The organism is Streptomyces sp. CY-1 (genome assembly GCF_047218265.1).
Taxonomy (GTDB): Bacteria; Actinomycetota; Actinomycetes; order Streptomycetales; family Streptomycetaceae; genus Streptomyces; species Streptomyces niphimycinicus.
In genome coordinates this window covers 3,440,789-3,454,713 of the sequence record NZ_CP178393.1, presented here as the reverse complement: position 1 = coordinate 3,454,713, position 13,925 = coordinate 3,440,789, and the positions used below count along the sequence as shown (strand labels likewise).

The 13,925-nt window shown below is 73.2% G+C and carries 11 protein-coding genes; 3 read left to right on the top strand and 8 right to left on the bottom strand.

What is annotated here, in order from left to right:
- Window positions 1-49: 49 nt before the first annotated feature.
- The gene (gene glnA, locus ACK1X7_RS14915; protein WP_078641009.1) at window positions 50-1,459 is read right to left on the bottom strand and encodes a type I glutamate--ammonia ligase; all 1,410 of its coding nucleotides are present in this window, start codon (window positions 1,457-1,459) and stop codon (window positions 50-52) included.
- 254 nt (window positions 1,460-1,713) lie between these two features.
- Between glnA and ACK1X7_RS14910 the strand changes: the two genes are divergently transcribed.
- A complete protein-coding gene (locus ACK1X7_RS14910) occupies window positions 1,714-2,181 on the top strand; it encodes an RDD family protein (RefSeq protein WP_078641008.1) in 468 nt (155 codons plus the stop codon).
- Between the two features lie 141 nt (window positions 2,182-2,322).
- On the opposite strand, the gene ACK1X7_RS14905 is transcribed toward ACK1X7_RS14910, so the two are convergent.
- The 4 genes from ACK1X7_RS14905 to lipB form a co-directional block, all read right to left on the bottom strand.
- Entirely contained in the window at window positions 2,323-3,003 is a 681-nt protein-coding gene (locus ACK1X7_RS14905) for a DUF4191 domain-containing protein (RefSeq protein ID WP_216343982.1), read from the bottom strand.
- Window positions 3,004-3,013: 10 nt separating this feature from the next.
- Window positions 3,014-3,211, bottom strand: a complete 198-nt coding sequence (locus tag ACK1X7_RS14900) for a hypothetical protein (RefSeq protein ID WP_216343983.1) — start codon at window positions 3,209-3,211, stop codon at window positions 3,014-3,016.
- Between the two features lie 246 nt (window positions 3,212-3,457).
- Entirely contained in the window at window positions 3,458-4,408 is a 951-nt protein-coding gene (lipA, locus tag ACK1X7_RS14895; protein WP_361502526.1) for a lipoyl synthase, read from the bottom strand.
- Window positions 4,409-4,683: 275 nt separating this feature from the next.
- Window positions 4,684-5,508, bottom strand: coding sequence for a lipoyl(octanoyl) transferase LipB (gene lipB, locus ACK1X7_RS14890; protein WP_413115157.1), 825 nt, complete (start codon window positions 5,506-5,508; stop codon window positions 4,684-4,686).
- Window positions 5,509-5,712: 204 nt separating this feature from the next.
- Between lipB and ACK1X7_RS14885 the strand changes: the two genes are divergently transcribed.
- Window positions 5,713-7,368, top strand: coding sequence for a regulator (locus ACK1X7_RS14885; protein ID WP_413115156.1), 1,656 nt, complete (start codon window positions 5,713-5,715; stop codon window positions 7,366-7,368).
- 593 nt (window positions 7,369-7,961) lie between these two features.
- On the opposite strand, the gene ACK1X7_RS14880 is transcribed toward ACK1X7_RS14885, so the two are convergent.
- A complete protein-coding gene (locus tag ACK1X7_RS14880; RefSeq protein WP_413115155.1) occupies window positions 7,962-8,723 on the bottom strand; it encodes an ArsR/SmtB family transcription factor in 762 nt (253 codons plus the stop codon).
- Window positions 8,724-9,465: 742 nt separating this feature from the next.
- Here ACK1X7_RS14880 and ACK1X7_RS14875 point away from each other — a divergent pair.
- Window positions 9,466-10,920 (top strand): MFS transporter, encoded by a 1,455-nt coding sequence (locus ACK1X7_RS14875; RefSeq protein WP_385151475.1) that lies wholly within the window; start codon window positions 9,466-9,468, stop codon window positions 10,918-10,920.
- A 463-nt stretch (window positions 10,921-11,383) separates the two neighbouring features.
- Here ACK1X7_RS14875 and ACK1X7_RS14870 read toward each other — a convergent pair whose 3' ends face one another.
- Together ACK1X7_RS14870 and ACK1X7_RS14865 are read right to left on the bottom strand one after the other, a co-directional pair.
- Entirely contained in the window at window positions 11,384-12,727 is a 1,344-nt protein-coding gene (locus tag ACK1X7_RS14870; protein ID WP_385151478.1) for an NAD(P)/FAD-dependent oxidoreductase, read from the bottom strand.
- Window positions 12,728-13,012: 285 nt separating this feature from the next.
- Window positions 13,013-13,903, bottom strand: a complete 891-nt coding sequence (locus ACK1X7_RS14865) for a TIGR01777 family oxidoreductase (protein WP_390792909.1) — start codon at window positions 13,901-13,903, stop codon at window positions 13,013-13,015.
- Window positions 13,904-13,925: the final 22 nt, after the last annotated feature.

Here is a 13,925-nt window from a genome sequence, read left to right as displayed (position 1 = left end):
GCCCCGCCCATCGGGGCGGCGGCGGGGGCTCGGCCGGAGCCGGCACGGATCACACGTCGAAGTAGAGCTCGAACTCGTGCGGGTGCGGGCGGAGCTGGAGCGGGGCGATCTCGTTGGTGCGCTTGTAGTCGATCCAGGTCTCGATCAGGTCGGAGGTGAAGACCCCGCCCTGGAGGAGGAACTCGTGGTCGGCCTCGAGGGAGTCGAGGACGGCCGGGAGGGAGGTCGGGACCTGCGGGACGCCCGCGTGCTCCTCGGGGGCGAGCTCGTAGAGGTCCTTGTCGATCGGCTCGGCCGGCTCGATCTTGTTCTTGATGCCGTCCAGACCCGCGAGGAGCAGGGCGGAGAAGGCCAGGTACGGGTTGCCGGAGGAGTCCGGGGCGCGGAACTCGACGCGCTTGGCCTTCGGGTTGGAGCCGGTGATCGGGATACGCATCGCGGCGGAGCGGTTACGCTGCGAGTACACCAGGTTGACCGGCGCCTCGAAGCCCGGGACCAGGCGGTGGTAGGAGTTCACCGTCGGGTTGGTGAAGGCCAGCAGCGACGGGGCGTGCCGGAGGATGCCGCCGATGTAGTAGCGGGCGGTGTCCGACAGGCCCGCGTAGCCCTGCTCGTCGTAGAAGAGCGGGGAGCCGCCCTGCCACAGCGACTGGTGGACGTGCATGCCCGAGCCGTTGTCACCGAAGATCGGCTTCGGCATGAAGGTCGCGGTCTTGCCGTTCTTCCACGCCACGTTCTTGACGATGTACTTGAACAGCATCAGATCGTCGGCCGCGGCCAGCAGCGTGTTGAACTTGTAGTTGATCTCGGCCTGGCCGGCGGTGCCCACCTCGTGGTGCTGGCGCTCGACCTGGAGACCGGCCTTGTCCAGCTCCAGGCTGATCTCGGCGCGCAGGTCGGCGAAGTGGTCGACCGGCGGGGTCGGGAAGTAGCCGCCCTTGTAGCGGACCTTGTAGCCACGGTTGTCCTGAAGCGCGCCGGTGTTCCAGGCGCCCGCCTCGGAGTCGATGTGGTAGAAGGACTCGTTCGCCTTGGTGTCGAAGCGCACGCTGTCGAAGACGTAGAACTCCGCCTCCGGGCCGAAGTACGCGGTGTCCGCGATGCCGGTGGAGGCGAGGTACGCCTCGGCCTTCTTGGCGATGTTCCGCGGGTCGCGGCTGTACTGCTCACCCGTGATCGGGTCATGGATGAAGAAGTTGATGTTGAGGGTCTTGTCCCGGCGGAACGGGTCGACACGCGCCGTGGAGAGGTCCGCGCGCAGGGCCATGTCCGACTCGTGGATGGCCTGGAAGCCGCGGATCGACGAGCCGTCGAAGGCCAGCTCCTCGTTCGGGTCGAACGCCTCCGCCGGTACGGTGAAGTGCTGCATGACGCCGGGAAGGTCGCAGAAGCGGACGTCGACGAACTTGACGTCCTCGTCCGAGATGTACTTCCGAGCGTCGTCGGCGTTCTGGAACATCCAACTCCTCCTAGCCCGGCCGCGGTGGGACGGGGATTTGTCCGGTCGCGCGGTCCATGTGCGGTGGCGCGCTGTCGCCGACCATAGGCAGACGGGATTTCCCGGGCATGACCCATTTGTTTCACCCAGGTTAACCGGCCCGAGGGGGGTTGCGGGGACCTCGTGGCCTCGGAAAAGGCATCGAACGGCCGGCCCGGAACCAGCGGGCGGGGGCCAGGCCCGGGGAACGTATGCGGTCGCAGTAACGTAGACGGGTGGACAAGAGGCAAGCAATCGGATCGTGGCTTTCCGGGCCCCGCGCGGCCGCCGAGGACATGGGCGTCGACTTCGGCTACCGGGGCCAGGGGCTCGGGCTCCCCGAGAGCGGACCGGGCGCCATAGCGCCGCTGGGACGCCGTTTCGGGGCGCTCTTCATCGACTGGGCCCTGTGCCTGCTCGTCTCCTACGCCCTGCTGTCCGGCCGCGACGCCCAGGCCGCCGGGAACTGGGCGCTGCTGGTCTTCCTGGTGCTGAGCCTGGTCACGGTGGGCACCGTCGGCGCCACCCCCGGCAAGCTGCTGCTGAAGCTGCGGGTCATCGGGGAGGGCGGGGTGCGGCTGAGCCTGCCGAAGGCCGTGCTGCGCAGTGTGCTGGTGGTGCTGGTCATCCCGGCGGTGGTCTGGGACCGCGACACCCGCGGGCTGCACGACCGGCTCTCCCGCGCCGTGCAGATCAGGGTCTGAGCCCCGGGATCACACCGGATGACGCGCGGCGGGTTGATGACGCGCGGCGGATTGCGTACAACGGCGTAACGCACGAAACGGCGGCCCGGACTCCATGTCCGGGCCGCCGTCGCGTATCCGTTCCGGTGGTGCGGGGAGGGCTCAGCGCCCCTTCGGCATCCGCATCCCCTTGGGCATCGGGCCCTTCGGAATCGGCATGTTGCTCATCAGGTCGCCCAGCGCGCGCAGCCGGTCGTTGACCACCGTGACCTGTGCGCCGGGCAGCACCCGCGGAAGCTTCAGCAGCGTGGTGCGGAGCTTCTTGATCTCGACCTGGCCCTCGCCGGAGCCCACGATCACATCGTGGACCGGGACCTCCGCGACGATGCGCGCCATCTTCTTCTTCTCGGCGGCCAGCATGCCCTTGAGCCGGTTCGGGTTGCCCTCGGCGACCAGCACGACGCCCGCCTTGCCCACCGCGCGGTGGATGACGTCCTGGCTCCGGTTCATCGCCACCGCGGGGGTCACCGACCAGCCGCGGCCCACGTTCTCCAGCACCGCCGCCGCCGCGCCCGGCTGGCCCTCCATCTGTCCGAAGGCGGCCCGCTCGGCACGGCGGCCGAAAATGATCGCCATCGCGAGGAACGCCAGGACGAAGCCCAGGATGCCGGTGAAGATCGGGTGACCGATCAGGAAGCCGATCGCGAGAAGGACACCGAAGGTGACAATCCCCACGCCGGCGACGACAAGAGTGACCTTGGGGTCGACCCGTTTGGTCATCTTGTAGGTCAGGGCGATCTGCTTCAGCCGCCCGGGGTTCTCGGATGTTTCCTTCCTCGCCATACAGCGAAGTTTACGTGGCCTGGGAGGCGCTGGTGGACACGGCCTCCAGCACGTGTTCGGCCTCGTCCCGGTCCTTGGCCCGACGGCGGTCCTCGAGCACGGCCGTCCAGGCGTTGCGGCGGGCGGTGCGCTGCCCGCCCCGCAGCAGCAGACCCTCCAGGACGAGGAGCGCGTCGGTGACGGACGGGCGTACGGGCGCAGCCGGCATGGATACCCCTCGGAAGCGGCGGATGATCGCTACGCACAACGTATAAGCAGTGCGTGGCTCAATCGTTACCCATTGGTGTTACCAGTGCGTGACTGGCCGGTCAAACACCGATGAAGCCCTGCTGCGGCCCGCATCCCGCCCTTGACCTGCGGCGTTTTCGGAGCCCTCGGATATGTGTGTGCTCGCAATCACACAGCGTGTTGCTCACACGGCCGATCGGAGCACAGTATGTGACGGAGTGTGAACTCAGACCGCCGGGGAGGCCGCGGCGACATTGCGCCGCTCGATGGCCTGCTGGTACAGCCGGCCGGCCCGGTACGAGGAACGGACCAGCGGGCCGGACATGACGCCCGCGTAGCCGATCTCCTCGGCCTCCTCCTTGAGCTCCACGAACTCCTGGGGCTTGACCCAGCGCTCCACCGGATGGTGCCGGGCGGACGGCCGCAGGTACTGGGTGATGGTGATCAGCTCACAGCCCGCGTCATGGAGGTCCTGGAGCGCCTGGCTGATCTCCTCGCGCTCCTCGCCCATGCCCAGGATCAGGTTGGACTTGGTGACCAGACCCGCCTCGCGCGCCTTGGTGATCACCTCGAGCGAGCGCTCGTAGCGGAAGCCGGGGCGGATGCGCTTGAAGATCCGCGGCACCGTCTCGACGTTGTGCGCGAGCACCTCGGGGCGGGACGAGAAGACCTCGGCGAGCTGCTCGGGGACCGCGTTGAAGTCCGGGATCAGCAGCTCCACACCGGTGTCCGGCATCAGGGAGTGGATCTGGCGGACGGTCTCCGCGTAGAGCCACGCGCCGCCGTCCTCCAGGTCGTCACGGGCCACACCGGTGATGGTCGCGTACTTCAGCTCCATCGTGCGTACGGATTCGGCCACCCGGCGCGGTTCGTCGCGGTCCAGAGGCTCCGGCTTGCCGGTGTCGATCAGGCAGAAGTCACAGCGTCGGGTGCACTGCTCCCCACCGACGAGGAACGTCGCCTCGCGGTCCTCCCAGCACTCGAAGATGTTCGGACAGCCTGCCTCCTGGCACACCGTGTGCAGGCCCTCGCGCTTCACCAGGCCGTGCAGTTCGGTGTACTCGGGGCCCATTTTCGCCCGGGTCTTGATCCACTCGGGCTTGCGCTCGATGGGGGTCTGGCTGTTCCGGACCTCCAGGCGCAGCATCTTGCGTCCGTCGGGTGCGACTGCGGACACGTCCGGCACTCCTCTTTGCTTGGCTCTGCTTGGCGGCTCGGCGTGGCGAGTTTGCCGGCGGGCTTTCGAATCGTCGGCGGTCACCAGAGTACGCCCGTGGTTCGTACGCATTTACGTCCAGGGCAACCGATAGCGGTGAGGGCGCATTCCCGGCAGGGCCGGACCTGGAAGGGCTGGGCTGCTGGGGTCGCCGGGGCCCGGCCGGTGGGCCCGATCGTTGGGCCCGATCGTTGGGTTCGATCGGTGGGCTCGATCGGTGGGCCCGCCCGGGAGGGTCAGACCGCCCGGGGCAGCGGGACGGTGGACTCCAGGACCTCCCGCAGATGCCGCTCGACGACCGGCAGCACCTCGGCGATCGGCACATCCCGGCCCAGCTCCTCCGAGAGCGAGGTCACACCCGCGTCCCGGATCCCGCACGGCACGATCCGGTCGAACCAGGTGTTGTCCGGATTGCAGTTGAGCGAGAAGCCGTGCATCGTCACGCCCTTGGCGATCCGCACCCCGATCGCGGCCAGCTTGCGGTCCTCACGGCGCTGCCCGGCGTTGGACGGGGCGTACTCCGGCCCGTTCAGCCGTGCGTCGAACTCCTCGTCCGCCACCCGCGGGTCGAAGTCCAGCTTCAGCCCGCCGAGCGCGGGGCGCTGGTCCACCGGGTCGCCCAGCACCCACACCCCGCTGCGGCCCTCCACCCGGGTGGTCTCCACGCCGAACTCCGCGCAGGTGCGCAGCAGCGCCTCCTCCAGGCGGCGGACATGCGCGATGACGTCCACCGGGCGCGGCAGCTTGAGGATCGGATAGCCGACGAGCTGGCCCGGGCCATGCCAGGTGATCTTGCCGCCGCGGTCCACGTCCACCACGGGGGTGCCGTCCAGGGGGCGCTCGCTGTCGGCCGTGCGCCGCCCCGCCGTGTAGACCGGGGGGTGCTCCAGCAGCAGGCAGGTGTCGGGGATCTCGTCCGCGAAGCGGGCGGCGTGCACCCGGCGCTGCTCCTGCCACGCCTCCTCGTAGTCCACGGCGTCCGCGCCGAAGCCCAGGTGGACGTAGCGCAGCGCCGGTGAACCGGGGACCGACCCCGGTGAAGCAGTGGTCACGGCGGTCACGGCAAGCTCCTTCTCGGCCCACGTGCGATTGGGGGCGGAGCCTCGCGGCGGCGCCCCCGCCACTGTACGACCGTGTCCCCTTACGTCCTCACCCGGCCCGTTCTCACACGATCGGATGAATGCCGCCCGACGGCCGCGATCAGCCCTCGAGCGGCAGTTACATTCGCGCCGTTCCACAGAGCGATCAGGGAGACCGGCAAGCTGATGACGGAACGACCCCCACAGCGCATTCCCAATCGTCAGCTCGCCGCGCTCATCGCCGAGGCTGGCTTCTCCAACGCTGGGCTGGCCCGGCGGGTGGACCAGCTCGGGCTGGAGCACGGTCTGGACTTGCGGTACGACAAGACATCGGTGACGCGGTGGCTGCGCGGACAGCAGCCACGCGGCACCACCCCGGCGCTGATCGCCGAGGTGTTCACCCGGCGGCTGGGGCGACGGCTGACCGCCCAGGACCTGGGCCTGGACGCCTGTGCGCCCGTCTACGCGGGGCTGGAGTTCGCCGCCACGCCGCAGGAGGCGGTGGACATCGTCAGCGGGCTGTGGCGGAAGGACTCCGGCAGCCATGCGGAGCTGCGGAAGATCGCCTTCACCCCGGCGGGGCTGGTCGTCCCCAGCCGCGACTGGCTGATCGGGCGGCCCGACGACCGGGTGGCGCGCGGTGAGCCACCGGCGGGCGGCGTCCCGGCGGGGGCGGGCGTGGGAGCGGGGACGGGGCCCGGGGGCGGCGCGGCGGGTGCCGGGGCCGGGGCTGGGACCTCGGGTGCGCGGCTGCCCGCGCAGGGTGGCCGGGCGGGTGGCCCTGCGGGCGGCCCGGCGGGGGTGGCCGGGGTGGCACCGGGGCGTGCGGCCCTCCAGGGCGCGCACGGCGCCTATGGCGGCCATGGCGCTCACGGTGCCCAGGGGCGGGCGCCATTGCCCCGTCAGCGTCGGCACGACCGCGACCGGCGCGCCCCGGGCTACCGGGTGACCTCGGGCGACATCGCGGCCCTGCGCTCGGTCGGCGAGCTGTTCGCGGCGCTGGACCAGACGTACGGCGGCGGCCACGCCCGCCAGGCCCTGGTGCGCTATCTCGAGCACGAGGGCGAGCCGATGCTGCGCGGTTCGTACAACGAGGCGACCGGGCGGCGGCTGTTCGGCGCGGTCGCCGATCTGACCCGGCTGGCCGGATGGACCTCGTTCGACATCGCCGCCCACGGTCTGGCACAGCGCTACTTCGTCCAGGCGCTACGGCTGGCACAGGCGGCCGGGGACCGTTCGTACGGCAGCTATGTGCTGGTGACGATGAGCCGCCAGGCCGTCTACCTCGGCCATGGGCGGGAGGCCGTGCAGTTGGCCCGGGTGGCCCAGCAGGGGGTCGGCGGCGGCGCCCCGCCGGTGCTCCAGTCGCTGCTGCACGCGATCGAGGCGCGCGGCCATGGCGTCCTGGGCGAGGTGCGCGCGTGCACCGCCTCGCTCGCCCGCGCCGAGCGGGCGCTGGAGACGGCCCGGCCGGGCGACGAGGCGCCGTACTGGGCGCGGCTCTTCGACGAGGCGCAGTTGGCCGACGAGTTCGGCCACTGCCACCGCGATCTACAGCAGTACCGGGCCGCCGCCCAGCACGCGGAGCGCTCCCTGCAACTGCACGGCGCCGGTTTCGCGCGCAGCCGCCTGTTCTGCCGGGTGGTGCTGGCGAGCGCACGACTGGGCCTGGGCGAGCTGGAACAGGCGTGCCAGCTCGCGGCGGAGGCGGCACAACAGGCTTCGGAGATGCGGTCGGTGCGGGCCGTCGAGTACGTACGGGACTTCGAGCGCCGCCTGGAGCCCTACCGAGACGCGGCCCCGGCCCGGGGCTACCGGGAGCGGGTGGCGGCGCTGGGGTAGGGGCGGGCGTGTGGGCGTGTGGGGCGCCCGGGCGGGACGGTGGCTGCTCGGGTGGCGGGGGCGTGGGGGCGTGGGGGCGCGGGGTCGGCGGGGCGGGGCGGTCGCTGTTCAGGTGGCGGGGGCGCGGGGCGGGCGGTCCGCTGGCCAGGCGGCGGGGGCGCGGGGTGGACGGTCGCTGATCAGGCGGCGGAGCGCGTGCCCAGGCGTCCAGGACGGATGCCGGGGCCGGGTGTGGTCGGGCGTCCAGGAGGGGCGTCCGGGGCGGATGTGGTCACGTCCACGACGGGCGTGCCCGGGGCCGGGTGGTGCCCGGGGCCGGGTTTGGTCGGGCGTCCGGGACGGTGCCGGGGCCGGACGGGGTCGGGCGTCCAGGACGGTTGTGTCCGGGGCCGGGTGGGTCAGGCGTCGACGACGGGTGTGCCCAGGGGCGGACGAGGTCGGGCGTCCACGACGGGCGTGCCCAGGGTCGGGCGGTGTCGAGTGCTGGGGTTGGGCCACTGGGCGTGGTCAGGTGTCCACGATGACGTCGAGGGTGGGCGTGCCCAGGGTCGGGCGGTGTCGAGTGCTGGGGGTGGTTGGGCCACTGGGTGTGGTCAGGCGTCCACGACGACGCCGAAGGTGCGTTCCAGGCCGGTGCGGCCCGCGTCGGTCAGGTGGATCACACGGCGGCGGCTGCCACGGCGGGTCCAGTCCAGCGCGAACAGCCGGTCCGTCAGGGCGGCCCCCAGCGCCCCGGCCAGATGGTGGCGCTGCTCGGTCCAGTCCACGCAGTAGCGGATCAGCGGGCGGCGCGCGGGGAGCCCGTCCGCGTCCACGCCGAACGCCGCCAGCTCCGCGCGCCCCGGGTCCGTCAGCCGGTACGTGGTGTCGTTGCCCGGGGCGGACAGCCGGTCGCTCTCCGCCGCCTCGGGGTGGAAGCGTCCGTCGCCGCCTTCCAGGACGCCGCGTTCCAGCAGCGCCGCCATCAGGGCCACCCCGAGGGCGCCCGCGACGTGGTCGTAACAGGTACGCGCCCGGCGCAGGGCGTGGGCGTGGGTGCTCTGGCGCAGCGAGGTGACCGGCAGCGGCGGGGCGATCCGGGCGAGCGCCTCGAGGGCCTCGCCGACGGCGGGGCCGGTGAGCCGGTAGTAGCGGTGCCGCCCGTGCGGCTCGACCCGCACCACCCCGGCCTCCAGCAACTTGGCCAGATGCCCGCTCACCGTGGAGGCGCTGACCCCGGCCTCGGTGGCCAGCACGCTCGCGGGGAGGGCGCGGCCCTCCAACAGCGCTTGCAGGACGCGGGCACGAGACGGATCGGCGATCGCGGCGGCCGCGCGGGCGATGTCGGCGTCACGGGCGTCCGTGGTGGTGGCCATGCGTCCAGCGTAGGCCGGGGTCGCTTCGGCAGCGGCCGAAGCGTGCGCGGACGCCCGCGCACACCTCGGCGATACGACCCGCAGCGCGGGGCTTGCGCCGCGCGCTGCGGGCGGGGCCGGGAGCCGAGGGCCGGGGGCCGCCCGATGTGGCCCCGGCCCCGCCCGTTCCCCGCATGCCTGGCCCTGTTGGCGGCCGACCCTGGGGCGCCGCGCATTCCAGCCTCCGGCCTGTGGCGCGCCCGCGCCTTGGGCAGAGCGGGGCGGTGCGCGATGTGACCCACGGCCGTGCCCGTTCTGTGCGCGCCACGCCTCGGCCTGCGTGCCTTGCCGCTGCGCGCTTGGGGCTGGATGCCTGGCCCCATGAATCTCCGCCTGCGCCGTGTGCTCCGGCGTGCCGGTGCTTCGGGCTCGGCAAGGCCGGGGCGCGGGGCCAGGGGCCGGAGGCTGTGCGATGTGGTCCGTGGCCTCCGCCCGCGCCCGGTGGGCCTTGCCCCGTTCCCTGCGCGCCCTACGCGCGCCGCGCCTCGGCCCGGGCGCCTTGCGCCGTGTGCTTCGGGCTGGACACCCCGCCGTACGAGCCTCCGGCCGTAGGCCGTAGGCCGTAGGCCGTGTGCCGCGGTGTGCGCACGCGGTTCGGGGCGGGCCCGGAGGCGTCCTCTGCGGTTCGTGGCCCCGCTCCCCGCGCGCCTGGGCGCGCCACGTTTCGGTCTGGGGCGAAGGGATTCGGGGCGAGGGTGGAGGCATGAGGACGTACCGCTCCACGCATCGGATCTCGGAATCCTCGGCTCCGCCCGTGGCGGCCGCCGTGCGGCGGGTGCCGTTGGTCGCCATCTGCCTCGGGTACTTCCTGGTCATCCTCGACGTCACCGTCGTCAATGTGGCCGTGCCCCGTATCGGTGCCGGGCTGGCGGCAGGGCAGGGGGCGCTTCAGTGGGTCGTGGACGGGTACACGCTGGTCTTCGCCGGGCTGCTGCTGTTCTGCGGCGGGCTGGGGGACCGGCTGGGCCATCGGCGGGTGTTTCTCGCCGGGCTCGGGCTGTTCACGGTGGCCTCCGCCGGGTGCGCGCTCGCGCCGACCGCCGCCGTTCTGGTCGGCGCGCGGCTGGCACAGGGGGCCGGGGCCGCGACCATGGTGCCCGCCTCGCTCGCGCTGCTCGGGGCGCTGCACCCCGAACCGGCCGCGCGGGCCAGGGCGTTCGGGGTGTGGGGCGGTATCGCGGGGGTCGCCGCGGCGGCCGGTCCGGTGCTCGGCGGGGTGCTGGTGTGGGGCGTGGGCTGGCGGACCGTGTTCCTCGTCAACGTCCCGCTGGGCGTGCTCGCCGTCCGGCTCACCATCCGTCATGTGCCCGCCGCGCGCCCGCGTCCACGCCCGCGCGGGGAGCGTCCGCCACTGGACCTCGCCGCCCAGCTCACCGGCGTCCTCGCGGTGGCCGCCCTCACGGCCGGGCTGAACGAGGCGGGAGGGCGCGGCTGGACCGATCCGCTGGTGCTCGGCACCCTGGCGGCCGCGCCGCTCGCGGGGGCGCTGTTCCTGTGGCTGGAGCGGCGCGCGGTGGCGCCCGCGCTGCCGCCGCGGCTGCTGACCGGTTTCCGGTTCCCGGCCGCCCTGGCCGTGGGGGTGCTGCTCAACCTCGGCTTCTACGGGCTGCTCTTCCTCACCACCCTCTACTTCCAGCGCCACCGGGGCTGGGACCCGCTCTCCACCGGTCTGGCGCTGCTTCCGATGGGCGCGCTGGTGGCGGTCGCCTCGCCGCTGTCCGGGCGGGTCGCGGCGCGCGTCGGCACCCATGTCCCGGCCGTGGCCGGGCTGCTGACGGGCGCGGTGGGGCTGCTCGGCTGGGCGGCCGTGGGGCCGCATACGCCGTATGCGCTGCTGGTCGTACCGCTGTTGCTGGCCGGGTTCGGCACCTCGTTCACCATGCCGTCGGCGACGATCGCGGCGATGGAGGCCGCGCCGCACGAGGTGCGCGGCGCGGCGTCGGGCGCGTTCAACGCGGCCCGGCAGTTGGGCAGCGCCATCGGCGTGGCGCTGTTCGGAACCCTCGCCGCGGCGTCCGCGAGCTCCGCCTTCTACGCCGGGATGCGGCTGTCCGCCGTGATCGCGGCCGGATGCTTCCTCGGGGGCGCGGCGCTCGCGGCGATCTCAAGGCCCGCCGCAAGCGCGGCGCGCAACCCCTCTGCCACTGATGCCTCTTGATGCGTACGCCAGGGGCGCGGCCGCCGAGGCGCGGGCCGTCGAGCGGCACGCGCTCGTCGGCGCCGCGCCGTGAAAGGCACGGCCCCGGCCCCAGGCCGGGCGGCAGGCGCGGCGGTGGGTGCCGGTTTGTCCCGGGCCGCGAGCCGTACGGGGGCCTGAGCCCTGGCGAGCCCGCCGGGCACCGCAGGATGACGTGGATCAAGCCGCAGTGACGCGGCTGCCGGTCTTCACCGAACCGCGAGCCGTACGGGAGCCTGGGCCTCAGCGGCTGGGCACTGCGGGATGTCGCGCGTCAGGTTGCCGCAGCGGCTGGTGCCCGTTGTCCTGAGCCGTGAGCCGTGAGCCGTGAGCCGTGAGCCGTGAGCCGTGAGCCGTGAGCCGTGAGCCGTGAGCCGTGAGCCGTGAGCCGCGTGACCGGGGCCTGAGCCTCAGCCGCGCCCTGCCCCGGCAGGCATGCCGCTGCTCAAGCCGCCGCCGGGTAGGACCCCGTGCCCGTGTTGCGGGCGTTCGTGTCGGAGCCGGCGTCCGGTGGGGCGCCGAAGTCGCTGAGGACCGCTCGGGCGGCTCGGCGGCCGGAGGCCAGGGCGCCCTGGACCGTGCTGGAGTCGCGGTGGTCGCCGCAGACGTACAGCCCCGACAGCAGCCGCACCGGGCGGCGTGGGTCGTGGGGGGCGGGCATGGCCGGGACCGCGTGCGGGTCGTGGTGTGTGGCCAGCAGCTCCCAGTCCGCGGTCGATGTGCCGTACACCGTCGCCAGTTGGGCCCTGACGGCTCGGTCGAGTTCGGCGGCGGGCAGTGCGGCGGAGGCGCCCAGCACCGTGGAGGTGATCAGCACCCGGCCGGGCGGGGTGCGCGAGGGGTCGACCTCGCTGGCCACCATGGTGTGGGCGACCGGGCCCCGGCCGCCCGCCGCGAGTATCAGCGCGGGCTCGCGCAGTGGCGGCCGGTCGGCGGTGTGGTGTGTCACGGTCACCGGGTGGAAGGCCGGTACCCGCAGCCCGGGCAGGAGTTCGGCCGCGTCATGCGCCCCGGTGGCCACCAGCACCGCACGGCAGCCGATCTCGCCGTGTTCGGCGGTGGCGACGGCGGTGGTGGAGGCCGATACGGCCCGGACGCCCGTACGGACCGTCCCCGGCGGCAGCGCGGCCGCGAGCAGCTCGGGGACGGTGGACGCGCCGCCTGCCGGGAGGCAGAGGCGGCCGCGTGCGTAGCCGCGCAGCGCGAGGTCGGCGCAGCGGCTGGAGGTGGTGAGGTCCGGGTCGCTCAGCAGCGAGACGAGCAGTGGACGCAGCACCCCCTCGACCGTACGAGCAGGTAGGCCCCGCCCCCCCAGGGTCTCGGAGACCGGCCGGTCGGGGCGGGCGAGCAGGCGGTCCGCGGGCAGGGCGGCGAGCCTGCCGAGCGCGGCACCGAGTCGGGCCTGGTCGAGCCCGCTGCCGAGCGGCGCGCGGGCGGCGTTGGCGAGGGCGCGTGCCGTGGTGAATGCGCCCCTCATGCTCCGGGGGGTGTCCACCCGGTGCGTACGCCCCTCGTTGTGGACCAGCACCCCCTGGGCGAAGGGGCGCAGGGCGAGGGCGCCGAGCCCCGGAGTGCGCCGCAACTCCGGGAAGGAGGTGTTCATCAGGTGACCGGTACGGTCCAGCCGGAAGCCGTCGACGGTGTCGGTCGTCATCCGTCCGCCCACGCGGGGCGCGGCCTCGAGCACCGTGACCGCCACTCCCGCGTCGGTCAGCCGATGAGCCGCGGCCAGTCCCGCGAGCCCGGCGCCGACGATGACGACGTCCGTGCGGTGCGCGCGCTTTAGCACGTGTCCTCCCCGAAGTCGGTGCGTCCGTCACGGGGGCTGCTGCCCCGGTCGGCGGCCCGGATGCGTGGGTCCCGCGTGACGGCTCGCGAGACGGTCTTGACAGTACGGACAAAAACGGTCGATGCCAGACGCGCATCGACCGGGCACGGGCGCACACCGGTCGCACACGTCATCGAGCGATGCGCGACCGGGGGAGTGCGAGGGGCGTCAACGGGGCGCCAAGCGGACGCCGGCCAAGCGGACCCAAGTGGATGCCGAGCGGGCGCCGACGGGGCGCCAACTCTCCTACCGCAGCGCCGCCTTGATGGCCTCGTCCACATGCGGGTAGGTGAAGGTGAAGCCGGAGTCCAGGAGGCGGCGGGGGATGGCCCGGACGCTGCCGAGGACGTCGCCGGACATCTCGCCCAGGGCGATCCGGAGCGCGGGGGCGGGGACCGTGAAGAGCGTGGGACGGCGCAGCACACGGCCCATGGCCGCCGTGATCTCACGGTTGGTGGCCGGTGCCGGTGCGGTGAGGTTGACCGGGCCGGTGAGCTCGGGCGTGTCGAGGATATGGCGCAGCGCGGCGATATGGTCCCGCAGCGCGATGAAGCTCCAGTACTGCCGACCGCTGCCCATCCGCCCGCCGAGGCCCAGCTTGAACAACGGGAAGAGCCGTCCCCACGCCCCGCCCTCGGAGGAGATCACCAGCCCGGTCCGGGTGAAGACCGTACGGACGCCCGCCTCCTGCGCCGCGGCCGCCGCCGCCTCCCAGTCCTGGCAGAGATCCGGAAGAAAACCGTGACCGGGGGGCGCACTCTCATCGACCGCGCGCTCCCCGGTGTCACCGTAGAACCCGACCGCGCTTCCGCTCACCAGCACCCGCGGCGGAGTGTCCAGCGAGGCGATCGCCTCGGCGAGGGCGGCGGTGCCCAGCACCCGGCTGTCCCGGATCTCCTTCTTGTACGCGTCGGTCCAGCGCCGGTCGCCCACGCCCGCGCCCGCGAGATGGACCACGGCCGCACAGCCCATCAGCCCCTTCGTGTCCACCCACTCCCGCCGCGGGTCCCACTCCACCTCGTCCTCCGCACGCGGCGGACGCCGCACCAGGCGCACCACCTGGTGGCCGTCCTCGCGCAGCGAGCGGACGAGTGCCGTGCCGATGAGCCCTGAGGAGCCGGTGACCGCGATACGCATGGCCCCATCCTGCCCTCGATCA

Excerpts from the sequence above, each read along its gene's own strand:
- glnA (WP_078641009.1), bottom strand. The coding sequence starts at position 1,459 with ATGTTCCAGAACGCCGACGACGCTCGGAAGTACATCTCGGACGAGGAC.
- ACK1X7_RS14905 (WP_216343982.1), bottom strand. The coding sequence starts at position 3,003 with ATGGCGAGGAAGGAAACATCCGAGAACCCCGGGCGGCTGAAGCAGATC.
- ACK1X7_RS14900 (WP_216343983.1), bottom strand. The coding sequence starts at position 3,211 with ATGCCGGCTGCGCCCGTACGCCCGTCCGTCACCGACGCGCTCCTCGTC.
- ACK1X7_RS14885 (WP_413115156.1), top strand. The coding sequence starts at position 5,713 with ATGACGGAACGACCCCCACAGCGCATTCCCAATCGTCAGCTCGCCGCG.
- ACK1X7_RS14880 (WP_413115155.1), bottom strand. The coding sequence starts at position 8,723 with ATGGCCACCACCACGGACGCCCGTGACGCCGACATCGCCCGCGCGGCC.
- ACK1X7_RS14875 (WP_385151475.1), top strand. The coding sequence starts at position 9,466 with ATGAGGACGTACCGCTCCACGCATCGGATCTCGGAATCCTCGGCTCCG.
- ACK1X7_RS14865 (WP_390792909.1), bottom strand. The coding sequence starts at position 13,903 with ATGCGTATCGCGGTCACCGGCTCCTCAGGGCTCATCGGCACGGCACTC.